At 57.9% G+C, this 25,222-nt stretch carries 15 protein-coding genes, 1 tRNA gene and 3 rRNA genes; 14 read left to right on the top strand and 5 right to left on the bottom strand.

Annotation, left to right across the window (positions count from 1 at the left end; translation table 11 throughout):
• The first annotated feature begins 90 nt into the window (after positions 1–90).
• Genes H2O65_RS08840 through H2O65_RS08830 form a run of 3 tightly spaced genes read left to right on the top strand, consistent with a single transcriptional unit; the run spans position 91 to position 3,147 of the window.
• The gene (locus H2O65_RS08840) at positions 91–768 is read left to right on the top strand and encodes a response regulator transcription factor (protein ID WP_182141350.1); all 678 of its coding nucleotides are present in this window, start codon (positions 91–93) and stop codon (positions 766–768) included.
• Between the two features lie 10 nt (positions 769–778).
• Complete coding sequence (locus tag H2O65_RS08835) at positions 779–1,840, top strand: HAMP domain-containing sensor histidine kinase (protein ID WP_182141349.1); 1,062 nt, start codon at positions 779–781, stop codon at positions 1,838–1,840.
• A 47-nt stretch (positions 1,841–1,887) separates the two neighbouring features.
• Entirely contained in the window at positions 1,888–3,147 is a 1,260-nt protein-coding gene (locus H2O65_RS08830) for a hypothetical protein (protein ID WP_182141348.1), read from the top strand.
• Between the two features lie 18 nt (positions 3,148–3,165).
• Here the strand turns inward: H2O65_RS08830 and acs are convergent, their stop codons facing one another.
• Positions 3,166–5,064, bottom strand: a complete 1,899-nt coding sequence (acs, locus tag H2O65_RS08825) for an acetate--CoA ligase (protein ID WP_182141347.1) — start codon at positions 5,062–5,064, stop codon at positions 3,166–3,168.
• Between the two features lie 148 nt (positions 5,065–5,212).
• On the opposite strand from acs, the gene H2O65_RS08820 reads away from it, so the two are divergent.
• Positions 5,213–9,472: a hypothetical protein gene (locus tag H2O65_RS08820; protein WP_182141346.1), complete on the top strand. Its 4,260-nt coding sequence runs from the start codon at positions 5,213–5,215 to the stop codon at positions 9,470–9,472.
• Between the two features lie 8 nt (positions 9,473–9,480).
• Complete coding sequence (locus tag H2O65_RS08815) at positions 9,481–9,720, top strand: hypothetical protein (RefSeq protein ID WP_182141345.1); 240 nt, start codon at positions 9,481–9,483, stop codon at positions 9,718–9,720.
• A 100-nt stretch (positions 9,721–9,820) separates the two neighbouring features.
• On the opposite strand, the gene H2O65_RS08810 is transcribed toward H2O65_RS08815, so the two are convergent.
• Complete coding sequence (locus tag H2O65_RS08810; protein WP_182141344.1) at positions 9,821–10,456, bottom strand: SAF domain-containing protein; 636 nt, start codon at positions 10,454–10,456, stop codon at positions 9,821–9,823.
• A gap of 167 nt (positions 10,457–10,623) precedes the next feature.
• Positions 10,624–11,241, bottom strand: coding sequence for a 5-formyltetrahydrofolate cyclo-ligase (locus tag H2O65_RS08805; protein ID WP_182141343.1), 618 nt, complete (start codon positions 11,239–11,241; stop codon positions 10,624–10,626).
• A 68-nt stretch (positions 11,242–11,309) separates the two neighbouring features.
• Here H2O65_RS08805 and glp point away from each other — a divergent pair, with 68 nt between their 5' ends.
• The 4 genes from glp to H2O65_RS08785 all read left to right on the top strand — a co-directional run bounded on the left by glp (position 11,310) and on the right by H2O65_RS08785 (position 14,548).
• Positions 11,310–12,539 carry a gephyrin-like molybdotransferase Glp gene (glp, locus tag H2O65_RS08800; protein ID WP_182141342.1) on the top strand — a complete coding sequence of 410 codons (1,230 nt, stop codon included), beginning with the start codon at positions 11,310–11,312 and terminating at the stop codon, positions 12,537–12,539.
• A 3-nt stretch (positions 12,540–12,542) separates the two neighbouring features.
• Positions 12,543–13,238 (top strand): GNAT family N-acetyltransferase, encoded by a 696-nt coding sequence (locus tag H2O65_RS08795; protein ID WP_182141341.1) that lies wholly within the window; start codon positions 12,543–12,545, stop codon positions 13,236–13,238.
• A 94-nt stretch (positions 13,239–13,332) separates the two neighbouring features.
• The gene (locus tag H2O65_RS08790) at positions 13,333–14,391 is read left to right on the top strand and encodes a hypothetical protein (RefSeq protein WP_182141340.1); all 1,059 of its coding nucleotides are present in this window, start codon (positions 13,333–13,335) and stop codon (positions 14,389–14,391) included.
• 84 nt (positions 14,392–14,475) lie between these two features.
• Positions 14,476–14,548: transfer RNA gene (locus H2O65_RS08785), tRNA-Ala, on the top strand.
• 142 nt (positions 14,549–14,690) lie between these two features.
• On the opposite strand, the gene H2O65_RS08780 is transcribed toward H2O65_RS08785, so the two are convergent.
• The gene (locus H2O65_RS08780) at positions 14,691–15,296 is read right to left on the bottom strand and encodes a methylated-DNA--[protein]-cysteine S-methyltransferase (protein ID WP_182141339.1); all 606 of its coding nucleotides are present in this window, start codon (positions 15,294–15,296) and stop codon (positions 14,691–14,693) included.
• A 110-nt stretch (positions 15,297–15,406) separates the two neighbouring features.
• Here H2O65_RS08780 and H2O65_RS08775 point away from each other — a divergent pair, with 110 nt between their 5' ends.
• The 4 genes from H2O65_RS08775 to rrf all read left to right on the top strand — a co-directional run bounded on the left by H2O65_RS08775 (position 15,407) and on the right by rrf (position 21,768).
• Positions 15,407–15,859 carry an META domain-containing protein gene (locus H2O65_RS08775; protein WP_182141338.1) on the top strand — a complete coding sequence of 151 codons (453 nt, stop codon included), beginning with the start codon at positions 15,407–15,409 and terminating at the stop codon, positions 15,857–15,859.
• A gap of 476 nt (positions 15,860–16,335) precedes the next feature.
• Positions 16,336–17,870 (top strand): 16S ribosomal RNA (locus tag H2O65_RS08770).
• Positions 17,871–18,283: 413 nt separating this feature from the next.
• Positions 18,284–21,411: ribosomal RNA gene (locus tag H2O65_RS08765) — 23S ribosomal RNA — on the top strand.
• A gap of 240 nt (positions 21,412–21,651) precedes the next feature.
• Positions 21,652–21,768 (top strand): 5S ribosomal RNA (rrf, locus tag H2O65_RS08760).
• Together the 16S, 23S and 5S rRNA genes form the textbook arrangement of a ribosomal RNA operon.
• A gap of 551 nt (positions 21,769–22,319) precedes the next feature.
• Here rrf and hemH read toward each other — a convergent pair.
• Positions 22,320–23,318 (bottom strand): ferrochelatase, encoded by a 999-nt coding sequence (gene hemH, locus H2O65_RS08755; protein ID WP_259349505.1) that lies wholly within the window; start codon positions 23,316–23,318, stop codon positions 22,320–22,322.
• Between the two features lie 95 nt (positions 23,319–23,413).
• On the opposite strand from hemH, the gene H2O65_RS08750 reads away from it, so the two are divergent.
• Entirely contained in the window at positions 23,414–25,210 is a 1,797-nt protein-coding gene (locus H2O65_RS08750) for a VanW family protein (protein ID WP_182141336.1), read from the top strand.
• Positions 25,211–25,222: the final 12 nt, after the last annotated feature.

Raw genomic sequence — 25,222 nt, 5'->3', positions numbered from 1 at the left:
CATGCATTCAGTACATGTGAGGGAGTGTTGCCAGTCCGTATGCGCTTTTCGATACGTTCGCAATATGCCACCACGCGTAGCCTTGGAAGTATGCGGGTACTGATCGTTGAGGACGAACCTCTTCTGGCTGAGGCCATTCGTGACGGATTACGGCTTGAGGCGATTGCTGCCGACATTGCGTTAGATGGCGAGACCGCGCTCTATCTGCTCGACCTGAACGAGTACGACATTGTCGTTCTCGATCGAGATCTGCCCCGGCTCTCAGGGGATGAGGTGGCCAAGAGAATTGTGCAGTCGGGAAGCGGCCTGCCGATCCTGATGCTCACGGCAGCCGACCGGATCGACGACAAGACCTCGGGCTTTCAACTGGGAGCTGACGACTACCTGACGAAACCATTCGATTTTCAAGAGCTCGTTCTCCGGATCCGAGCGCTTGATCGTCGACGGGCTTCGCGGCGCCCTCCCGTGTATGAGCTGTCGGGTCTCAAATTAGACCCGTTTAGGCGTGAGGTGTATCGGGAGGGCCGATATGTTGCCCTGACCCGGAAGCAGTTCGCCGTGCTCGAGGTGCTCATGTCGGCTGAGGGAGGCGTGGTGAGTGCTGAGGACTTGCTCGAACGAGCATGGGATGAGAACGCGGACCCATTCACCAATGCGGTACGAATCACCGTCTCCGGTCTGCGTAAGCGACTTGGAGAGCCCTGGCTCATCGGCACGGTACCAGGTGCCGGCTACCGGATAGAGGGCCCGGCCAGTGCAGAGAAATAGGCGTGGAGGCATGAGTGTGCGTTGGAAGCTTGCGCTGAGTTACGCGGCATTCCTTATGGCAGCGGGCACGCTCCTCCTCGCCGTCGTCTGGGTATTCCTGCTGCGATACGTTCCCAATACGGCAATCGCCACCACCTCGACCTTTGTTCCCAATCGTTCTGACCTGCTGAGAGCCTTCCTCCCACCGACCCTCATCGCTCTCATCGCACTTCTGGTCGGAGGAGTCCTGGGCGGGTGGTTGCTCGCAGGCAGGATGTTGTCACCCCTTACACGAATCACAGAGGCGACACGCGTCGCCGGTACGGGTGTCCTCTCTCACCGGATCCAAATGGATGACCGGAAGGACGAGTTTGGCGAACTGGCGGATGCCTTCGATGGGATGCTTGCGAAGCTCGAATTGCGCGTTTCCGAGCAGCAGCGTTTTGCCGCGAATGCATCGCATGAGCTGCGTACACCACTTGCGATCACGCGCACCATCATCGATGTGGCGCAAAAGGATCCGCGAAGGGACCCTGTCGCCGACCTGGCGCGTCTGAAAGACACGAACGATCGTGCCATCGCTCTCACGGAGGCACTCCTGTTGCTAAGCCGTGCTGGGAATACCATTGCCGAGCCGGAGATCGTCGACTTATCACTCCTCGCCGATGAGGCAGTTGAGACGTTGCTCCCGCTTGCCGAGCAGCACGGTGTGGTCCTGACAATCGACGGGTCATCTGTCGATGTGTTGGGCTCGTCGCCTCTGCTCCTTCAGATGATCACGAACCTCGTCCACAACGCGATCGTGCACAACCTGCCGCAGGGGGGCCAGGTTCGAGTGAGCACCTTGCGGGAGCGAACTCGAGCGATCGTGGTCATTGAGAACACCGGGGCTGAGATGGCTGCGGTCAAGCTCTCAAGACTCACGGAGCCATTCTTGAAAGCTGCGGGTCGGACACGACTTGACGATCAGCCAGGAAATGGGCTCGGGCTCTCGATCGTCGAGAAGATAACCCGAGCACATCTCGGTGTGCTGCGCCTGGCGCCTCGCCACGGTGGCGGGATGATTGCACGCGCAGAGTCTCCAGCCTCATAGAAAACGGTGGGGCACCGCCGGAGTACCCAACCGTTTAGGGTGAAGGCATGAACAGTATTCTCCTTAGCCTCTCTGCCAACGCGCTTGGGCTAAGCCTGCTCTGCGGCTCTGTGTCGTTGCGTGAAAAAGTCAGGGTCAAGCGCCGTACCTGGGCGGTTCTTGGCACCGTAGCATTCATTATTGCGGGTGTCTTTGTTCTGATAACTCTCAGGAGTGACCCGTACGTTCCGGTGCCAATGGTTTGGGTCGCAGGTGCACTGCTTCTGGTCGGCCTGATTTTCTGGATTGCACTTTTCGCCCTCAACCGGAGCACTGGGGACGGGCTGGGGCTTGTCGCAGTGCACCTCAAATTTGCGGGAAGAGTGGCCCTACCCGACTGGGAGTCCCTTGATACTAAGGAGTTGCGTGCGACTGACCGGTCGGACGCGTCGCACATCAACCAGATTGTCAACGTGGGTGCCGTCCTCGTCATTGTGCCCGGTATCGCCCTGGTGTTGGCGGCATCGATTCTGATGAATGTCCGCGGCAATCAAACATCCGACTTTCTGTCGCACGCAGTAGGGTTCTATACCCTCCTGATCGCAACGTGTTGGACGGCCGCATACGTCCTCACTATCGCTGCGACTTCCCTAATGCAGGTATTGCGAGGAAACGGTGGTGGCATCACGCTTCCAAGAGTCGCGATCAGCCTTGGCACTTGGGCTGGGTTCGGAGCTGCTGCAGGCGTATTCGTGGGCGCGCTGATCCCGCTTGTGGTCGTTCCTCTGTCAACCGGGGAGTTCCAGCTCTTGGGTATGGCCCTACTTGACACGGTGTCCCCGTCACTCCTCTTGGATATCTCCACGGCCGGGGCCGTGTACGGGTTCCTGATTGGCGAGGTCGTTTCAGTTGTGAGCATTTCAGCGCGAGAGAAGAACCTCTACATCAGGTCTGTCCTGCCGCCGTTGATGTTTGCAGTCACCAGCTCCCTGCTTGGACTGGCGGGGCTGACCCCCGGTGCTCTTTCCAAGGCGCTCTCGACTGAGTACTCAAAGACCATGGTGCCGGGTAAGAGTGGTGAAGATCCGTTCACCACGGCACTCACCCAGGGTCTGGACACTCAGGATGGTTGGGCCCACGTTGTTGCGGGTCTCGACCAACACGGATGGAACCAGGTGGTCGACCACCACGTGTTCTTCGTCCTCACCTGGGTCGCTGCCATACTTGTTGCGGCATTCACGCTGATAATCGGTATCCGCAAACGCGAGATGGAACTGCTTAACCTGCCACCTCGGCAAAAACCTGCACCAGACCCCAAGTCGTCCTAGCGCGGGGGATCCGGGTGGCTATCCTTCAAGCGTTGACAGGTCGCCCTCGTCTTGGCCGAGGGCGCGGGCACGCAACACTCTTCGCATGATCTTCCCAGATCGAGTTTTCGGTAAGGAATCGACATAAGAGATTTCGTCCGGCTTGGCGATCGGTGAGAGATGCTTGGCGACGTGGGAGCGCAGATCTTCCGTCATTTCACGACCCTCAGCTCGACCGGGGTTGAGGACAACGTAGACGTGGATTGCGTTGCCTTTGATCTCGTGTGGGAGGCCGATGGCCGCTGCCTCTGCGACGGCGGAATGTGAGGTGATGGCCGACTCGACCTCGGCCGTGCCAAGGCGATGCCCCGACACCTTGATAATGTCGTCGGTTCGTCCAATCACCCAGTAGTAGCCGTCTTCATCCCGTCGGGCAGAATCCCCGGTGGCGTACTTCCCGGGGTAGACGTTCCAGTAGGCGTCAACGTAGCGTTGGTCATCCCCGTAGAGGGTGCGCATCATGGCTGGCCAGGGGTTGAGCAGCGTGAGGAAACCTTCGACCCCATCTTCGACGGGATTTCCGGCCTCGTCCACAATCTGCGCCACCTGACCGAAGACGGGACGCCCAGCTGAACCCGGTTTCTGTGGCATCGCGGGGACGCCAGCGATCTGGAACATCCCTGTCTCTGTCTGCCACCAGGTGTCCATGATGGGACAGCGCCCCTGCCCGACCACGTCGTAGAACCACCGCCAGGCTTCAGGGTTGATCGGCTCCCCAACAGTCCCCAGAATGCGCAGACTTGAAAGGTCGTGGCGGTTCACCCAGGCGTCCCCGAAACGCATCAGGGAGCGGATGGCGGTCGGCGCCGTGTAGAACGTGGTGATCCCGTAGTGTTCGATCAGTGACCACCAGCGGTCGGGGTGGGGATACGATGGTCCGCCCTCGAACATGAACGAGGTCGCCCCGTTGAGGAGGGGACCGTAGACAACGTAGGAATGGCCGGTAATCCACCCGGCATCCGCCGTGCACCAGAAGCGGTCACCGTCGTGGATGTCGAACGTGTCGTGCAGGGTGGCATAGGTGCCGACCATGTAGCCGCCGTGGGTGTGGAGGACTGCTTTCGGCTTCCCGGTTGATCCGGAAGTGTAGAGGATGAACAGTGGGTGTTCGGCGTCCACCTGCACTGTTTCACAGGCTCCCCGCGCGATCGGTAGAGCTGTGAGGTCGTGATACCAGTGGTCCCGCAGTGGGTCCATTTCGACCTCTGAACCCGTCCGTTTGATGACGAGGACGTTCTCCACTGTGGGGGAGAACCGCACGGCCTCATCGACAATGCTCTTGAGGGGAAACACCGAACCGTTGATCCACGAACCGTCGGCCGTAATCACAACTTTCGACTCTGAATCGTCTATGCGGGCAGTGAGTGCGTCGGCAGAGAAGCCCGCAAAAATCACCGAGTGAACGGCACCGATCTTCGCACATGCGAGCATCGCAAAAAAGACTTCGGGGATGCGCGGCAAGTAGATGGTGACCCGGTCGCCCTTGTGGACACCGAGGGCTTTGAGAACGTTCGCCATCTGAGTGACAGCGCGGTTGAGCGAGAAGTACGAGAAGGTGCGGGTTTCTTTCCCATCCTCGGACTGCCACAGCAGTGCCAGCTTGTTCTTACGTGGACCATCGAGGTGGCGATCAATCGCATTGGTGACAATGTTGGTTTGTCCGCCGACAAACCACTTGAAGAAGGGTGCCTCACTGTCGTCCAGCACTTGGGTCCAAGGCTGGGACCAGGTGAGCTCCTTAGCTCGCCCATCCCAGTAGTCAATTGGGTCGCGGCCTGCGGATGCCTCAACTGTGCGCCAGTCCTTCACCCACGCTTCATCAACAATGGCGGGAATGGGTGGGTAGATATTCTGGGAGGTATCACCGGTTGCAGTCATCTCAAGATCCTTCTCTCTGTGCTCAACTCTGAGTGGTCTTGTCGCTATAGTGCACGATGTTGGGTGATCGGGGGAAGAGAGTCCCAGAATGACCCCCTGTACGGCACGCCGATCGCGCGAGCAGGCGCACAGTCGCTAGTGTTGCTTTGTGGCCCGTTCATTTTTTTCGCGTAAGAGCTCCCGACGTGCGGCGCCCAATGGTGCCCAGATTGAGGCCGAGGGCGTTCCCGAAGAGCCCCCTCATGCTAATGAAGTTCCCGCTGCAAGTCCGCGAGGTGAGGATGAACAAGGTGGGGATGAAGAAGAGGATGCGTCTGTTTCGCAACCAGTAGAGGATACTAGCGATTCCTCCAGTCTTCTTGATATGGCGACCGCTCTGCGCACACAACTGGCCGCTTCCGCGCGTCAGGATGCTGCTACGGCCGCAAGTCTGGCCGTGCCTTTGAAGAGTCTTCACCCAGGAGGTCTTGCGGCGCTCTATGCAGATACGCCAACGCGGCTATCCAGTTTGGTCCGCGAGCCCACCGCGCTTGCGGATATAACCGAAAAGGTCAACAGCCTGGGCGCGTTTGCTGAAGCGATGGCGACCCGCCACGGTGGTATCGTCATGCACTTGGTGGTGGGCAGCGCTTCCTGGGGTGGGCAGCGCCCGGCATCGCACGTCCCCGTATTCATGAGGCAGGTTGTAGTTGGCAGCGACGAGGACGGATCTGCGACCCTGCAGCTAATGCCAGGAGTTGAGGTTTCGTCCAGGTTGCTGCGTGAGGCAGCCGCAGCCGGGGTTGACATAGACAGAGACCTCCTGTTTGAGGCGCTGCATGGGCCCGGGGGTTTTTCGCCGGCTAGCGCCCTCGACAAGATTGCCGAAGTTGGGCGCAACATCGAGAGTTTTAGACTCAGGGACGAAATGTCCCTGGCGATCCTCACGCATCCCACAGCGGCACTTTTTAGAGACCTGGCGGATGTGGAGTTTCTTGAGCAGTCCCCTCTGTTGGTGGCTCTCAATGGCGACCGCACCGCTCAGATCGAGGCGGCTACTCAGCCGCAACCCGCAAATCCCGCCGACCGTGACCCCTGGAAGGAGGTTGGAGTTGGGGACCAATCCCCTCAGGTCCAAGACGTAATCGAACAGATTGCGGGCGGAGGATCCTATGTGGTGGTGGCAGAGAACGACTCGGACCTCATCGCGGGTGCGGTTTCCGCTGCCGCGGCTCTTGCTGGTGATGGGAAATCGGTTCTTGTTGTTGCAAATGATCAGGACGCCTATGGTGCTCTTGCCGCACGTTTTGAAGAGATGCGGATCGAATCGGTTGTGGCAAATTTCTTTCCGGATCGTTTTGACGAGGGCGTCACGACGCTTCTTGATACCGCGATGCGTGATGTTGCGCCGGGGCTGAATGAGGCGGAAACAGAGTCCATGCGGGTGGGGTTGCGGCGTGCTCGCGCTGCACTTACTGCCTATGAAGAGCAGTTGCACGCCGAGTTTGAAGAGTGGGGCGTGACGCCTTTTGATGCGCTGCAGGTTTTGACAGAGTTGACGTCCGACCCCGATGGGCCGACTACGCGTGTCAGGCTCTCTAGTGAGACCCTTGGACTTCTGTCCGAGGACGGTGCTGCGCATGCCCGCGATCTCCTCGAGGATGCCTCCCGGCAGGGGCTCTTTAGCGACCTTGGCGAGGCCAGTGGTTGGGATGACATCCCATTGGAAGATGCGGCCCAGGTTGACAGTGTTGTTGACGCGACTGAGACTCTGGCGCGAGAAGCGCTACCTGCACTGCGAGTGCAGATGGCGAGAGTTGCGGGACAAACGGGTCTCAGAACTGCCACCACTTTGGATGGCTGGAAAATGCAGCTGGAGCTCATCGCGCGAGCACGCACGATTCTCGACACATTCCGCCCGGAAGCCTTCGAAAGATCTCCAGCCGACCTCGTCATCGCGACGGCGACGCCCGAGTGGAGGAAACAAAAGGGAATAACGCTGAAAGGGTCCAAGAGGCGGCTTCTCGTCAAGCAGGCACGCGACCTGGTGCGTCCCGGTGTTCACATTGCTGACTTAAATCAGGCCCTGATTGAAGTTCAGGAGTGCCGCCACCAGTGGTTGTCCGCATCTCTGGATGATGAGCCATGGCCCACCATCCCCGAGGGCCTAGAGAGCTGCGCAGAGACTCTGGCGGCAACGGAAGATTTACTTGCGGTGTGTGCCCCATACCTAGAGCAGACGTTTGGTGACCTGGGGTCGATGGCGCTGGATGAACTGTGTCCGACACTCGAGGCCTTGGCAGACGATGCTAACGGTGCACGTTTAGTACCGCAGAGACTCAGGGTTCTAGGCGAGCTGCAGGACCTTGGGTTGGGTGAACTGGTCGACGACCTTCGTCATAGGCGTATCGACGGAGACCTGATAGGTCTCGAGCTTGATCTGGCCTGGTGGGCATCGGTCTTGGGCCTCATGCTCGCAGCCGAACCTAGGCTTGGTGGCTTCGATCCCGACCTGCTACAGGGGTTGGTCAGCGATGTGCGGGTCCTTGACGAGGCCCAAGTGGCAAGTTTGGGGCTGTCGGTGGTTGAGAGGGTTAAGGCACGGCGCCGTGACGCCCTCGCACTGTATCCGGAGCAATACACAGAGCTGGTGGCGTCCCTTGCGGGGGGAGCTGCCGGAGCCAACCTCTTCAACCAGTACTCGCTTGCCTGGGATCTGCTCCCTATCGTGTGTGCTGGACCTTCTATGGTTCCACTTCTGACCCGCCGACGTCACAGTGTCGATGTTGTGTTGGTTGTGGGAGCATCGAGCCTCTCTCTGGCGGAGACCGCCCCGGTGTTGGCTCGGGCAGACGACGCCGTGGTATTCGCACGGGGCGACGCTATCGAAGATGGCAGCTGGGTCACTCGCCTAACAGAGTTCCTCACCGTGTTGGAGTTGCCAGGTAAACCCATTACTGTCAACGGACATTTTGCCGACCTGGTTCGCAAGTACAAGCCAGACGCCAGTATCACCGCAGTGCCCACGCCGCGACCGCCCGCGGATATAGAGCACATAAAAGTTGATGCCTCCGGTATGCCAGCTCCGACAACGGTGGCGATAGAGTCCTCCTTGGGTGAGGCGGAAGCCGCAGCGAACTACCTGATTAGATCCCTCATCGATGAACCTGAGACCAGCGTTGCTGTAGTCGCCTTCAACGACAGGCATGCCGATCGCATCCGCGTCTCACTGCGCAGAGCATTGGCGGAGAAACCGCAGGCGCTCAGCGTCAAACCGGAGAAGCTAATCGTCCTGCCACACGAACTGCCGGCGCTATCTCCTGATCACACGGTACTTTCAGTGGGATTTGCGAAGACGCCACACGGGCGAGTCATCCATGATTTTGGGGTGCTTTCCACTCCGGAGGGCATGGACGTGATCGAAGCCATCGCGCAGGGAAGCGGTGGGAATCTCACAGTCATTACGTCTTTGGAATCGCAAGAGATTGACAGGTCTCGGCTCCGTCACGGCGGTGCATTGGCCCTGGTTGACTTGCTGGAGGTAGCTGAGGGACGTGACGAAGCGGCCGCTGAGGTTGACTCAGGGGAACATGTTCCGGATGACCTGTTGGTTGACTTGGCTGACCGCCTTCACCGTCTGGGACTTCCGGTAGCAGCAAATCTGGGTACTGGCGCGAACCGGATTCCGCTTGCCGTTGGACACCCAGAGGTGCCGGGGGAGTGGCTGGTTGCAGTGCTTACTGATGACCCGTCGTACCGGAGTGAGCCATCGCTTCGTGTTCGCGACAGGTACTGGCCAGAGCTGCTTGAAAGGCAGGGGTGGAAGGTTCGCACGGAGCTGTCAATGTCGGTATTCATCGATCCGACAAGGGAAGCTCAGCATGTTGTGGAGCTGGTCCTAGACGCCGTCGATGACTATTACGTTCGGATTGGTAAGCCGGTGACGCCGGCGTCCGCGGCGACGCTCGCCCTCGAAGGCGTGGAGCTGCGCGCATCGAAGAATCAGGCAGAGACGTCCCCTGAAGGCGTCTTAAGTGGAGACGTCGCCGTGGAGGGCGAGCCCGCGCCGCAGAGTGAACCGGAAGATGCCCCGGAGCCACACGCCCCAGAAGTTCAACCCGAGCCACGGGACCAGCCCGAAAGCGAGCCGGAGCCGCTTTTTGAGACGGTTGCAACGACAGTGGTCGATTCTGCGCCCTCGGACAATGCGACTCCGCTTAGCCCGCCCAGCATTACCAAGGGACTTCCCCTCTCTGCTTACAGTGACGACCAACTTGACGATGTCGCAGCGTGGCTTCGAGCAACTAGTGCGGACGCGGACGAGGGCGAGTTGGTTGAGGGGATGAGGGAGGCAATCGGCCTGAGGCGCAGGGGCTCCCAGTCCCATGCGATCCTGCTCAACGTCATACGGCGTACCTCTGGACAGTGATGATGTCTGTGGCGGGTGAAGATGCGAAGCAAGGCGAGGACGAAGGAACGCCTACCAAAGCGCGCGTCCGACGAGCTGTCTATGTGACGAGAGTTGACAATGGGGGAGTCGAAGATGCCGTCATTGTTGGGGAGGACTCAGTCAGCCCCCTACGCTCAGACATGATCGATGCGCGTGATGAGGCGGTTCCAGAGGGAGAATCTCCAGAAGATCGGTGGCTGAGGGATAACGTTCCCCCTCACTGGTAGCAGGCCCACGCCACGGTCCCGTGCGCCGGCTCCGCCCCAGCCCACCGACTCCAAACAGTCTGGCAGCCCGCGAGCGGATACTTGGGCGGGCGACGGGACGTCACCCCAGCACGAAATGTATGCTCCCGCTGGCTGCTGACTGAAGTACAGGTCCAACATCGCTTGCTTTGAGGCTTAGAGTAACCAGTGTTGGGTTCTCTCCAGAGAAGGAGTTTGAGGGTGGCTCAGAGATGCTAAGAACAGTCACGTCGTCGGCTAACCGAGTAATTGGGCACGGGTCTACGCCGCAATCCATCACCGTCCCCCATACCTCCACTACGTCACCAGCCTCCATGAAGACAGAACCCGGATCCAACGACAGAACGGTTGTCGCATAGCCGGGCGGGATCCTGGCCGTGGTGTCGCCAATGCCCAGTAGGGATTGCGTGAGGACGGTTCCGGCCGGGACGAACTGAGGTGGCCTTTGATCAAGGGCGGCGGCGACATCCCCTACGGCTCCGACGGGGACTGCCTCACCTGGAAGTGTCAGGACCCTGAGCTGTGATCGAACTACTGGTTCATTTGCCGCCAAATCAGACTTGGAGACAACAACTGCGGTGCCTTCGATTGGTGGCCGCAGGGCAAATACTGCGAAGACGACGATGGATAGTGCGGCCAAGAGGAGCAGCAGATGCTGCGCCGTGACCAGTTTGCGTCGCGGGATGAGACGTCTGTTTGAAGTGAGTGAGGGCGCCATGTGTCAACAGTGCCAAATCCCCAGCAACATTTTGTAGCTGAGAACAACATCTGGGGAAATCGCCGCCAGTGCTGCACTGTGGAAACCCCGGTAGTCGTTGGCTGCTCTCCGGGATACTATGCAGCCGTCGAGGACGCTCCGGGAAGTTGAGCAAACGCCAAGGAACTCTACAGGTTTGGGCGGCGACAAATGACCAGCTCAGTCGGCGTTAGGACGAAATCCATCAGCCTATCGTGCTCCTCAATAGGAACGCGCATTGCTTCAACGAGCTCTCCGGCATGGCAGACACCGACCAAAATGGCTCCCTGTGTTGCCTGGGAAAGAGCGCGGTCATACCACCCCGCACCTCTTCCTAGGCGGCGTCCGTCACGACCGAAGATAAGGCCCGGAATCAGTATTAGAGCCGCCTCCGAAAGGACGCCCAGTGGGGGTTCATCCCCGGTGCCACTTGCGCGCTCAGGGGCCTGCTCCTCACATCCGCCTCCGCCATCTTGACAGCTCAGGTGCTGCCACTGCGGTGAACTGCGCCCGCCACTGGCCAGTGCTGCCGGTGTCGGAACCAGAGCAGCGCCACCGCCCTCGACCCATTCCCGCAGTAGTGGCAAAACATCAACTTCAGATGAGAGAGGCAGGTAGCCAGCGATCGTTGCTGACCTGGGGATTGCTTGGATAATTTGGCGAATGTCCTGAAGTGTTAGGGGCAGTCGGGAATGGGCAATGCGCCTTGCCGCCCGCGATGCGAGGTATGCCCGTCGCCAGATCTGCTTCCGCTCTGCCACACTCATGTCTCCATGCTAAATGGAGTGTGGCTTAAGCTAGAGCAAACAGCCGTCTTGGAAGAAAGTTGGTTCCCATGCGCTCGGTTGCAGACATCTACCAGGATTGTCTAAGTAACGCTGATCAGCAAGCTCCGCTGGACCTTCTACTCTTGGATGCAGTTGGGTGCGTGTTGGCCGAGGACGTTGTGGCGGTCGCAGACTATCCGGCAAGTAACGTCGCCAGTAGGGACGGATATGCACTCCGCGCGGGCGACGTTACTATGGCTACCGCACTCACACACGTCGAGTTACCCGTGACCGGGGAGATCCGTGCCGGGCAGGCGCATGCCGGTGGTCTGGCACCAAACACTGCAGTGCGAATCGCGTCGGGGGCGCCACTTCCCATCGGAGCCGATGCAGTTGTGGCACTCACAGACACTGACCAGGGAGAGTCACTGGTGTCAGTCAACGTGGGCGTGGATGTGGGTGACAACGTCCGTCTCCAGGGTGAAGACATCAAACAGGGTAGCGTCGTCGTTCCGAAGAGGACCAGGCTGGGACCCCCGCAAATTGGGGCGATCGCGGCAGCTGGGCGCGCGCGCGTCCTCGTACATCCACGCCCGAGAGTCGTGATTCTCTCCGTCGGTGACGAACTGGTTGAACCCGGCTCAGCTCCCCGTGAAGGAAGTGTTGTCGACATCAACGGCCAAGCTCTAGTTGCTTCAGCATCTGAGGTGGGTGCGGAGACTTTCCATGCGGTCGCGGTTGGAGATGACCGAGCTGCCCTGCGGCAAATGATCGACGACCAACTGATGCGGGCCGACTTGATTGTCACTACCGGCGGTCTTTCCCACGGCTCAGGTAATACGGTGAGGGAGACGTTGGGATCCCACGGGACTGTACGATTCGACACTGTCAGCGGCCAGCCGGGAGCGATGCTGGGGGTCGGCACCGTCAGCGTTGAGGGCGATGAAACCACCGCAACTCCAATCTTTTGTCTCCCGGGTGATCCCGTAGCAGCGCAGGTGTGTTTTGAGGTTTTTGTTCGTCCAGCCCTTCGCAAGATGCAGGGATGGAAGACACTGAACCGTTCATCTGTGAAGGCTCGTGCCACATTTGCCCTACAGTCCCCCGCGGGGATTAGGGAGTTCTTGCGCGTTCGCATCCAGGGATCCCCTTCGTCCGGATATGAAGCGCACGCCCTTGGGGATCCGAAGGCTCTGTGGATTTCTGCGCTTGCGTCCTCGAACGCGCTTGCGGTAATTCCGGAAGAAACCACAAGTGTTCCCGAGGGAACGCTTCTGACGTGCATGCTCCTGGACTGAGCCGTGTCGGGGTTCTTCCGTTCGCGGCGGTCAGTGTGGGGCCGACCGGCCCGCGATCTTGAAATTCGGTACGAGGGCGAGCGGCTGGACGACCTGTTGCACGAAAACCACGGTGTGTCTTCCGTCGTGCTGCGTCCAGCAGCGGGTCGCGAACACTTGGAAATTGAGCGGGTGAGAAGAGCAAACAAGGGTTGGCTGGGCGAATGGGAGGCGACGGTCCCCCCGGGCAGTAGTGCGTCCGTGCCGACTTGGGAGGAGTTTCCGCGGCTGATGGACCGCAAGCAGGCAGGTGGTGAAGCACTCTCAATGATGGTTGTGGTTGACGGGGAGATAGCGGGTCTCATCTCCGTCGGAGCCGTGGAGCGTGGGGCGATGCACCTGGGTGTGCTTGGCTACTGGATAGCGGAGGCCCACGCGGGGAAAGGGATCACGTCCCTCGCGGTTGCCAGCACAATCGATATGGTCTTGAGTCAGCTCGACCTGCACCGTATCGAGATCAATGTTCGCCCTGAGAACGAACCTTCGCTGGGACTGGCTCGGAAACTCAAGCTCCGCGAAGAAGGGTACAAGCCACGCTACATGCACATTAATGGTCGGTGGGCGGACCATGTCGGGTTCGCAGTTGATCAGGAAGACCTGAGGCAGATGCCGGGTGGTTCCCTGGTGGAACACAGGGTCCGACGAGGGGGCAAACACTGACGGGGGCCCAAAAGGCGTGAAACCCAAATGCCAATGGCAGCAACATGCGGAGTGGCACGCCGGAAATGTCGCGGATTCAACTTAGGTTGGAGTCGTGGAATTTGCTGGCTTTATCGTTGCGGTGATCGCGTGCGTGATCGTCCTCTACGCGCTGCCCGCAACAATCGCGCGTCGTGTGGCAGTGGTTACTTCACGTGAGGGGGATCGGTTCTCTCCCGGCGTGGAGTTGGTCCCCTGCAAACAGGTTCAAGTTGAGGAGCGGATGCACCAGGGTCTGCACGTCTCAACCAGGCCTCTTCTTCCCAATGTCTTAGTGAGCCATAGCGAAGGAACACCCATGGTGAACAATCCAGAACTAGGTCTACCCGCGGTGGATCGGCCCGAGGGCCCCAAAAAGGTCGCTTCTGCTGGCAGAGCGGATAGCCCAACTCGGCAGATGGCGGCGTTACGGGCTCGTCGGGTGGCTCGACTGGCGCGTGAGCAGGCGGCTGTGAAGCGGAGGGTGGTGATGGCCGCGGCCTCATCGGTCTTGCTACTAGTCTTCGCTGTCGTTGCAGCCCTAGGTGCGTTGTCGTGGCTGTGGTTGATCCTGCCGGTGACGTTCCTTGTTGCGACGGTGGGTAGCTCTGTGGCGGGTAGTTTCCGGGCGCAGAGTCAGAGCAGGGATGAAGTCGACGAGCTCGCAAGAATCAAGGATCAGGTGAGGGCCACTACGCGTGGGAACTCACGTCCCTCTGAACGGACAGTCTCCTCGCAGAGCCAAGCAGTGGAGCCGGCCAAGGAGGATATTGAGGAGTCACTACCAGTGGGCGCTTCGGATGAGGCCGCGCGCGACGACGTAGAAAGCGATGTTGTGGTCGTCAGTGAACCCACCGCACCGCCCTCGGCCGTGATGCAGAGGCCTGCGAAGGAGTGGAATGTAGTTTCCCTCCCGCCGGTGCGGGGAAGCGGTCAGGCGCCTGCGCTGACGCGCCGTGTGCACGCTGACACCGACTTGGTGCCGATTCAAGAACGTCGGGACTCGGGCGTGCCAGCGCGGCCTTTGCATAAGTCAGACCAGGTAGCAGCAGCTGCGGTTGCAGCTGCGCAGGTGACAGGGCCGACGTTCCGCTTCGACCTGGATGCCGTCCTCGACCAGCGTCGCGCGCAGTAGGGGGCCGGTCGCGGCCATCGTCAACTTCACGGTTGAGCGGTTGTTAGAGCCCGGGGTGTCCGTGCTAAGCTTTCTACCGCATAAGGGGCTATGGCGCAGTTGGTAGCGCGTCTCGTTCGCAATGAGAAGGTCCGGGGTTCGAATCCCCGTAGCTCCACGAATGCACAACGCTCGAACCTTGACATGTTCGTGAAATGTGTACGCGGGGAATAGAAGTGAGCCGGGGGTGCGTACCCCAAGCTATTATTCCGCCCCGACGCATACATTTTGTGGTTCTTGGCCCTGGCGGGAATGTCCGCTCAGGTACGAGGACGTTCGAGGTCGAGAAGGGCTCTCTTTATTTCGGTCCCACCCGTGTAATTTCCTAGCGAGCCGTCGGCCTTGGTGACCCTGTGGCAGGGCAGAATGATCGGCAGTGGGTTCGTGGCGCAGGCCGACCCCACGGCTCGGGCCGCTCTCGGATGTCCAACGAGCTCGGCCACCCGCCCGTACGAGGCCGTCTTCCCATACGGAATTCCTGAGAGTGCCACTTGGACGGTTTGTCGAAAACGTCCGCTTGCCGACACCCAGGGGTTCGGAACCTCTGGCCCGCCCTCGTCGACTTCAAATGTTGGCAGCAGATCAAGTACGAGGGCGAAACTGTGGCGCTGGCCCGCAAAATACTCTGATAGCTGAGTTTCGACCTGGTCGAGGATTTCTACCCCTGGATGATCAACTTGGGCCTGTTTCGCTTCGCTGGGCGCAGCGGTGCGTGGTGTTGCGAGTCCTAGCTGCTCAAGCGTGGCTTCGGGTTCGAACGACAGGGCAGCCAGGCCCCGTCGGCTGGCCACCGCGAACAGAGGGCCGACGGGAGAAGTGATGTGACGGTATACCAGCGCTACTTTGCCTCGTCTAGGGTTTGACATGATTCAATTGTTGCAGGATTGGCGCAATTTAGAACCCCCCAATGCGCGTTTTGCCCAGAGGGGGAATACTGTCACTGTCAGAACGTGATGCCTCAACTCTAGGAGGACTAATGAGGAAGATTTTTTCGGCTGTTGCAGTGGTAGGACTTCTTGCGATGGGGGTTGCGGGATGCTCCTCCTCCGGTGGAACTCAGAGTTCCGAAGGGGCCCCAATCACACAGGAGTCCGCGGCGGGATCCTGGGTTCTCGTCGATGGGAAGGGGCCGGAAGGCGAGGTCAAGCCGACTGAGGAGACCCCCATTGAGCTAACGATTGAATCAGACGGACAGTTCTCAGGCAGCAGCGGCTGTAACTCGATCATGGGAGCCATGACTGTCACCGATGGCAGTGTGGACATGGGAACCATCGGGCAGACCATGATGGCATGTGAAGAGGATGCGATGACACTTGAGTTTGCGTACACGCAGGCTCTGGACTCTGTCACCGCGGGGACAGCCTCGGCTGAAGAAATGACGCTGACGGGAGAGGGTACCGAGCTGCATTTCAAGCCAGCAGGTAGCTAGGCTCAGCGCGTCTTGAGTTCGCCCCGGCAAACTTCCATATCGGAAAGGTTGCCGGGGCGATCGCAATTTTGTGTCGGCGCAGATGCCATCGGTTCCAAAAGGTTGACCGGACGTCGTTTGGACACGCCCGAACACGGATCGTCAACGCGAAATCAATGATGGATAAACCTGCAGGTCAGAGGGTGTTCTAGCCCGTGTGGCCGGGGTCACCGCAGATTCGTTTGACGGTTTGGGGGGCACCTGCGTAAAGTTCTATTTTGTTGCTCCGGTGAACAGCCGGGAAGCAGCCGGAGGCCCAAGGCCTCAAGGTGGACTTCCACAGGTTAGTGGAGCAAACCCCTTCATATGATGTGGGGTGTTGTTTGTGAACTTGATAGTGTGTTTTTGTTTGTTTGAGTGTACTCAATAAATTGTTTTTGTTGGTGTTTTTTTGGTTGGGATTGCAGCCTTTTTTGGTTGTTTTTTTCTGGCATTTTTTGTTGGAGAGTTTGATCCTGGCTCAGGACGAACGCTGGCGGCGTGCTTAACACATGCAAGTCGAACGGATTGCTTGGTGCTTGCACTGAGTGGTTAGTGGCGAACGGGTGAGTAACACGTGAGTAACCTGCCCCCTTCTTTGGGATAAGCACCTGAAAGGGTGTCTAATACTGATTATTCTGCTGGAATCGCATGGTTTTGGTTGGAAAGGTTTTTCTGGTGGGGGATGGGCTCGCGGCTTATCAGCTTGTTGGTGGGGTAATGGCTTACCAAGGCTTTGACGGGTAACCGGCCTGAGAGGGTGACCGGTCACATTGGGACTGAGATACGGCCCAGACTCCTACGGGAGGCAGCAGTGGGGAATATTGCACAATGGACGGAAGTCTGATGCAGCGACGCCGCGTGAGGGATGAAGGCCTTCGGGTTGTAAACCTTTTTCGCTTTTGACCAAGGCAGCATTTTGGTGTTGTTGAGGGTATGAGGTAAAGAAGCTCCGGCTAACTACGTGCCAGCAGCCGCGGTAATACGTAGGGAGCGAGCGTTGTCCGGATTTATTGGGCGTAAAGGGCTTGTAGGTGGCTTGTCGCGTCTGCCGTGAAATTCCGCAGCTTAACTGTGGTAGTGCGGTGGGTACGGGCAGGCTTGAGTGTGGTAGGGGAGACTGGAATTCCTGGTGTAGCGGTGGAATGCGCAGATATCAGGAGGAACACCGGTGGCGAAGGCGGGTCTCTGGGCCATTACTGACGCTGAGGAGCGAAAGCGTGGGGAGCGAACAGGATTAGATACCCTGGTAGTCCACGCTGTAAACGTTGGGAACTAGGTGTGGGGCCTGTCATGGGTTCTGCGCCGGCGCTAACGCATTAAGTTCCCCGCCTGGGGAGTACGGCCGCAAGGCTAAAACTCAAAGGAATTGACGGGGGCCCGCACAAGCGGCGGAGCATGCGGATTAATTCGAGGCAACGCGAAGAACCTTACCAAGGCTTGACATACACCGGAAGCTGCCAGAGATGGTGGTCTCTTTGATACTGGTGTACAGGTGGTGCATGGTTGTCGTCAGCTCGTGTCGTGAGATGTTGGGTTAAGTCCCGCAACGAGCGCAACCCTTGTCCTATGTTGCCAGCACGTTATGGTGGGGACTCATGGGAGACTGCCGGGGTTAACTCGGAGGAAGGTGGGGATGACGTCAAATCATCATGCCCCTTATGTCTTGGGCTTCACGCATGCTACAATGGCCGGTACAGAGGGAAGCGATATCGTGAGGTGGAGCGGATCCCTTAAAGCCGGTCTCAGTTCGGATCGAAGTCTGCAACTCGACTTCGTGAAGGTGGAGTCGCTAGTAATCGCAGATCAGCAACGCTGCGGTGAATACGTTCTCGGGCCTTGTACACACCGCCCGTCACGTCATGAAAGTTGGTAACACCCGAAGCGCGTGGCCTAACCTTTTTGGGGGGAGCGTGCGAAGGTGGGATTGGCGATTGGGACGAAGTCGTAACAAGGTAGCCGTACCGGAAGGTGTGGCTGGATCACCTCCTTTCTAAGGAGCCTCACTGGCCTGCTGGCGCACTCATGTTGGGTGTGTTTGTTTGGTGGGTTTGTTGTGGGGGTTTTGTTTTGTTAGTCATTATGGGCCGCGGTGGCTTGTGATGCGGGCCAACATTTTTGGTTGGTTGGGTATTCTTTTCACTTCTTTGTTGGGGTGGCAAACATTTTCTGGTCATGGTCTTTTGATTGTGGTTGGGGCACACTATCGGGTTTACGTTCAACACTGCTGGCGGGCCTTTTGGGGCTTGTTTGGTGTGTTGGGTGTGGGTTGTTGGTGAATTGTATAGTGGTTGTTTGCATCTTTATTTTTGTGTGATTTTGTTTTGTTTGAGTGATTTTTTGACTTCAGACGCATTTTCCTTTGTTGGTTGGTGTGTTTGGGGTTGGTTCATTTGTGTGTTTGTTTTTGTAGTTTTTGTGGGCGTTCGGTGGATGCCTTGGTATCAAGAGCTGATGAAAGACGTGGCGGTCTGCGATATGCCTCGGGGAGTTGACGAGCGAGTGTTGATCCGGGGATTTCTGAATGGGGGAACCCAGCACCTGTAATGGGGTGTTACCTGCTGGTGAGTTAAGTAGCCAGTATGGGAGGAACGTGGGGAAGTGAAACATCTTAGTACCCATAGGAAGAGATATTCCGTTAGTAGTGGCGAGCGAAAGCGGATGATGGCTAAACCGTGTGTGTGTGATACCCAGCGAGGGTTGCGCATGCGGTGTTGTGGGGCCAGACATGATACACATTCCTTCGCTGGGGGGTGTGGCTGGTGTGTGCGTGGAGTTGAACAACCTGGGATGGTTGACCGGAGGGCGTGATAGTCGCGTAGATGGTTCATGTGTGCATTGGTTTGGTTTGGTGCCCGAGTAGCGCGGGGCTCGTGAAATCCTGTGTGAATCTGCCAAGACCACTTGGTAAGCCTGAATACTTCTTGATAACCGATAGTGAATAGTACCGTGAGGGAATGGTGAAAAGTACCCCGGGAGGGGAGTGAAATAGTTCCTGAAACCGGATGCCTTTAAGCCGTCAGAGCCTTATGCCTTTGGGTGGGGGGTGATGGCGTGCCTTTTGAAGAATGAGCCTGCGAGTTAGTGGCATGTGGCTTGCTTAACCCGTTGTGGGGTAGGCGTAGCGAAAGCGAGTCTGAATAGGGCGTTTTTTGGTCGCGTGTTCTAGACCCGAAGCGGAGTGATCTACCCATGGCCAGGTTGAAGCAGTGGTAAGACGCTGTGGAGGACCGAACCCACCTAGGTTGAAAACTGGGGGGATGAGCTGTGGGTAGGGGTGAAAGGCTAATCAAACTCCGTGATAGCTGGTTCTCCCCGAAATGCATTTAGGTGCAGCGTCGTGTGTTGCCTGGTGGTGGTAGAGCACTGGTTGGTTAATGGGCCCTGTGGGTTACTGAGATCAGCTAAACTCCGAATGCCATTAGTGTTAGCGCGGCAGTGAGACTGCGGGGGATAAGCTTCGTAGTCGAAAGGGAAACAGCCCAGATCACCGGTTAAGGCCCCTAAGTGTGTACTGAGTGGGAAAGGATGTGGAGTTGCAGTGACAACCAGGAGGTTGGCTTAGAAGCAGCCACCCTTGAAAGAGTGCGTAATAGCTCACTGGTCAAGTGATTCCGCGCCGACAATGTAGCGGGGCTGAAGTACACCGCCGAAGCCGTGACATCAAGACTTTGGTCTTGTTGGGTAGGGGAGCGTCCCTCATGAGGTGAAGCAGCAGTGTGAACTGCTGTGGATTGTGGGGGAGTGAGAATGCAGGCATGAGTAGCGATTTGAGGGGTGGGAATCCCCTCCGCCGTATAACTAAGGGTTCCAGGGCTAGGTTTATCCTCCCTGGGTTAGTCGGGTCCTAAGGCGAGGCCGACAGGCGTAGTCGATGGATAACCAGTTGATATTCTGGTACCGGCTTTTGATCCGTTCAACATTGTATCTAGCAGTGAGTCTTTACCGCTGGGCACGAGTTTTTCATTCCGCTTTTGTGGTGGTTTGTTGGGTTTGTGTTTGGTCGTTTTGGTGAGCGTGGGTATGGTGAGCGTGTTAACAGGGGTGACACAAAGTGGTAGCTGCTGCACACCGGTGGTTGTGTGTGTCTAAGCGTGTGGCCTGTTCCTAGGTAAACCCGGGAACGTGATAGGTGAGGCGTGATGGGAATCCCTTTTGTGGGGTTTAGTGGTGAGCCTGTTTTGTCAAGAAAAGCCTCGACGTGAGGGTCAAAGCCGCCCGTACCTAAACCGACACAGGTAGTTAGGTAGAGCATACTAAGGCGTACGAGTGAATCGTGGTTAAGGAACTCGGCAAAATACCCCCGTAACTTCGGAAGAAGGGGGACCCCTGGAAGTGATCCATCCTTGCGGTGGTGAGCGTTTGGGGGTCGCAGAGGATAGAGAGAAGCGACTGTTTACTAAAAACACAGGTGCGTGCTAAGCCGTAAGGCGCCGTATACGCACTGACGCCTGCCCGGTGCTGGAAGGTTAAGAGGAAAGGTCAACACGCTCTTGAGTGTGTGAAGCTTTGAATTGAAGCCCCAGTAAACGGCGGTGGTAACTATAACCATCCTAAGGTAGCGAAATTCCTTGTCGGGTAAGTTCCGACCTGCACGAATGGCGTAACGACTTCTCTACTGTCTCAACCACGAGCTCGGTGAAATTGCACTACGAGTAAAGATGCTCGTTACGCGCAGCAGGACGGTAAGACCCCGGGACCTTTACTATAGCTTGGTATTGGTGTTCGTTAGTGTTTGTGTAGGATAGGTGGGAGACTGTGATACTGGCACGCTAGTGTTGGTGGAGTCATTGGTGAAATACCACTCTGATATTAATGTGCATCTAACCTTGAATCCTTATCGGGTTTGGGGACAGTGCCTGGTGGGTAGTTTAACTGGGGCGGTTGCCTCCTAAATGGTAACGGAGGCGCTCAAAGGTTCCCTCAGCCTGGTTGGTAACCAGGTGTTGAGTGTAAGTGTAAAAGGGAGCTTGACTGTGAGACTGACAAGTCGAGCAGGGACGAAAGTCGGAACTAGTGATCCGGCCACGGCTTGTGGAAGCGTGGTCGCTCAACGGATAAAAGGTACCCCGGGGATAACAGGCTGATCCTGCCCAAGAGTCCATATCGACGGCATGGTTTGGCACCTCGATGTCGGCTCGTCGCATCCTGGGGGTGGAGTCGCTCCCAAGGGTTGGGCTGTTCGCCCATTAAAGCGGTACGCGAGCTGGGTTTAGAACGTCGTGAGACAGTTCGGTCCCTATCCGCTGCGCGCGCAGGAAACTTGTAGAGATCTGTCCCTAGTACGAGAGGACCGGGATGGACGAACCTCTGGTATACCAGTTGTCCCGCCAGGGGCACCGCTGGTTGGCTACGTTCGGGTTGGATAACCGCTGAAAGCATCTAAGCGGGAAGCCATCTCTGAGATTAGGTTTCCAACACCCACATTGTGGGTGTGAAGGCCCCCTAGAGACTATGGGGTAGATAGGCCAGGAGTGGAAGCATCGTAAGGTGTTCTAAAGCTAACTGGTACTAATCGGCCGACACTACAAACAAACACAACACAAAACAAAGTGTTACGAGCATACGCAAACAACCCACACAATCATTCAGATTTGCAAGCAATCACTATGCAAATTCACTAATAATCCACACACAAAGAATAGTGATAACCCCAAGTAACACAAGATTCAGTTACGGGGTTGCCACACCAACAACAAACACCCACACCAACACAAATAAAATGGGGTTGCTCTTAGCAGCCGGTGGGTGGGTAGTGTGTGAACAACAAGTTTTGCGGGGGGCATAGCACAAGGGAAACGCCCAGTTCCATTCCGAACCTGGAAGCTAAGCCTTGTAGCGGCGAAGATACTCCACTCCATAGGGTGCGGGAAAATAGCACCCCCCCGCAAATCAACAACAATGTAGTGCCCCTGAACCAACACAAGTTCAGGGGCACCACTGGTTTAAGGGCTCTTCTGTAAGTTGATTACTGGCTGGTCGCAGAAGAGGCTGGGGTATCCTTCGTACCTCTCCGACAGGTCACCGTTGCCGTCACTACCCACCTCAAACCGCGAAATCGAATAGTATCGACACATAACGATGTTATTGGACCCGAAACTGTCGATACTATTCGATCTCGCGGAGGCGAAGGCGGGGCGGGGATGGGCGGAGGTGCCGCGGGCGCAGGCGGGGTTCCCCAGCACTGCGGAGCCCGATAGGGCCTACCGAGCCCGATATGCCCAGCGCAGCCAGAGATTACGCCGATATGCAAGCCTGGTCGGCTCCCTAAGCCGAACTGGCTCCGTATGGCGTAACCGGCTCCCTAAGCCGGACCGGCTCCTCGACCATCGCCGCGGCATCGCCCTAGGACTTCGAAGCCTCCAAACCCACGTCCACCACAGCCTCCTCCACAACGGAGGATTGAAACACCACCTACAGCCCTATTTGTGATGAGCTTGGTTTAAGCCCAGCCCGCCAGATCGGCCCTCACCAACGCTGCCAAGGCCTGCAACCAGGGGGCGGAGTTGTTCCCCCAAGGCACATAGTTGAACTCGCCGCCACCTGCGTCCTCGTAGGCAGCACGATTGAGTTCATCGATCTCCTCCAACGTCTCTAAGCAGTCACTGACAAAACCCGGGCAGATCACATCGACCCGATCTGTCCCGAGTGCTCCAAGCTCCGTGACCGTGTCGATTGTGGCGGGAGTCAGCCACGGGGCCGGGCCAAACTTAGATTGGTACGCCCTCACCACACCGCCATCAGGGATGGCTAAGCGCCGTTGCAATGCTGCAGTCGTTGCCTCACACTCCTGCGGATAAGGGTCTCCGCCCTCCGCCATCGCGACAGGAATGCCATGAAAAGACAGTACTAGGCGGTCTCCTTCGGCGAAGTTGGGCCTGCCCATGGATTCCCAGCGATTCTCCAAAGCAGAGGCCAGAGCATCAATGTACTTTGGATCCGTAGGAAACGAGCGAGCGATTCGCACGGCAAACTGATCGCGACTTCTGAGCATCCACCGTGCGACCTCGTCAGTAATCGACGCCGTCGTTGAGGCCGCGTACTGAGGGTAAAGAGGTACTACCAGAACCTTCCGGAACCCATCATCGTGCAGGCGCTGGAGGCCGCTCTGCACCGAGCTACTTCCATACCTCATTGCGAACCGGACTTCCGCTGCGTCTCCGAACTCCTGCTGGAGGTACTCTGCTTGCTGCGAGGTTGCCTTCACCAGGGGAGAGGCGTCTTCATCCCATATTGTTCTGTACTTCGCCGCTGACTGCCGAGGGCGAGTGGTTAGGATAATTCCTTCAAGGACCGGACGCCACAGAAGTGGGTGCGTTTCAACGACTCGGCGGTCTGAAAGGAACTGACGTAGATACTTCCTGGTGTGTTTAGTTTCCGGCTGATCAGGACTCCCTAGGTTCACGAGGAGAACAGCTGGGCGTGCAGGAAAAGTCTTCAAAGCAACGGGCCTTCCAGTAGGAGCCACCCATTTTAGCTTGGCAAGCGGCTCGGCTCACATCTGCTGAGGGGTGCAAAAGCACTACGGTTAGACCTGTGAAGAAAACCTCAGACCCTGCAGCACCCGATCCCTCAGCACCCGATCCCGCAGCACCCGATCCCGCAGCACCCGATCTTGTCGGGCCCGATCCCGGATCCCCTGATCAAACCCCGATTGCCGCACCGCGAAAACGCATGTCTGGGAAGCCGAAAGCGATTGTCACGGCCGGTGTCGTTGCAGCACTCTTAATCACGTACGTAGGAGCGGCGTGGCTCCTTTCTGACCGGGTGCCGCGCGGAACCACTGTTGCCGGTGTGGCGGTCGGCGGTATGTCGTCGGCAGCCGCTAAAGAGACTCTGGAATCCTCACTCGCCGATCTCACTTCCAAGCCCATGACCGTTGTCGCGGAGGGTGTAGAAGGTGAACTTGACCCCGCGCGAGCTGGCCTCATATTCGATGCGGATGCCACGGTCGCACATCTCACCGGGTTCACGCTTTCACCGGCTCGCATGTGGAGCCATGTTGCTGGTGGCCATGATGCCGCTCCTGTCAGTCAGGTTGATCGTGAACTACTGACAACCACCCTTGAAGGGATGGCAGAAAGCTTCGCTATTGCGCCGGTTGATGGTGGAATCAGCTTTGTTGATGCACTGCCCCAACCCACGCCTGCGGAGCCGGGCCTTGAAGTTGATGTCGACGGAGCCGTCACGAAGATTGGCGAGCAGTGGCTCACCGAACCCAGACCATTAGCGTTACCCGTGGTTTCCGTTGAACCCGCCATCGATGACGCCGAGGTCGAGCGGGCCTTGACCGAGGACGCCACACCTCTGGTTGAAAGTCCCATTACCGCCGTAGTTGGGGAAACCTCGGCCCAGTTGGCTCCGCCCTCCCTGGCCGCAGCGGCCAGCTTTGTCGCTCAGGGGTCGACCTTGGAGCTGATTCTGGATGGGAAGATGCTTAGTGATGATCTGCGTGCCCAGATTCCCGAACTTGAACAGGCCCCAGTGAACGCGACTGTGCAGATTTCCGAGGGCGCCCCGCAAATCACCCCCGATGCCCTGGGAACCGAAATCAATGCAGAGACGCTAGAATCCGGGGTCCTAGCCGCATCTAAAAGCGAGACGCGCACTGTAGAAGTTGAGTTAGCGCAGGTAGAGGCGGACATGACCGTGGCGGACGTTGAAGCACTGGGGATCGTTGAGAGGATCTCAGACTTTTCAACAAACCTCACCAACGACGAGGTTCGCACAAACAATCTCCGCACGGGTGCCGCTGCAATCAGCGGAGTAATCGTGATGCCGGGTGAGACCTTCAGTTTGCTCGATACTCTTGGTCCCATCACCCCCGAGAACGGTTACGGCAATGCAGGCGTAATAATTGATGGTGTCGTTGTTGATGGGATGGGTGGCGGGCTTTCCCAGCTGGCTACAACCGTCTACAACGCCTCATTCTTTGCCGGTCTAGAAGACGTTGAACACCAGCCGCACTCTCAGTACATCAACCGTTATCCAGAGGGCAGAGAGGCAACCATCTATGTTCCTTCAATTGACCTCAAGTTCAAGAACGATTCCGATTATGGCGTGCTAATCGAATCCTGGGTGGCAGACGGTCAGTTACACGTCGCATTCTGGAGCACAAAGGTGTGGGAGATCCGCACTGAAACCGGCCCGCGTCAGGATATAGTCCAACCAACAACGATCATCTCAACCAGGCCAGGGTGTGTGCCGTCCGGAGCCGGCAACCCCGGGTTCTTCGTCAACGTGGACCGCCACTTCTACCGGGACGGTGAGTTCGTCAAAACCGATTCGCGAGGCTGGCGCTACCAACCCGTGAATGCGGTGCAGTGTGGCTGAGGCATGCCTGCC

This window comes from Schaalia sp. JY-X169, assembly GCF_014069575.1.
Lineage (GTDB): Bacteria > Actinomycetota > Actinomycetes > Actinomycetales > Actinomycetaceae > Scrofimicrobium.
This window is presented reverse-complemented; position numbering and strand designations above follow the sequence as displayed.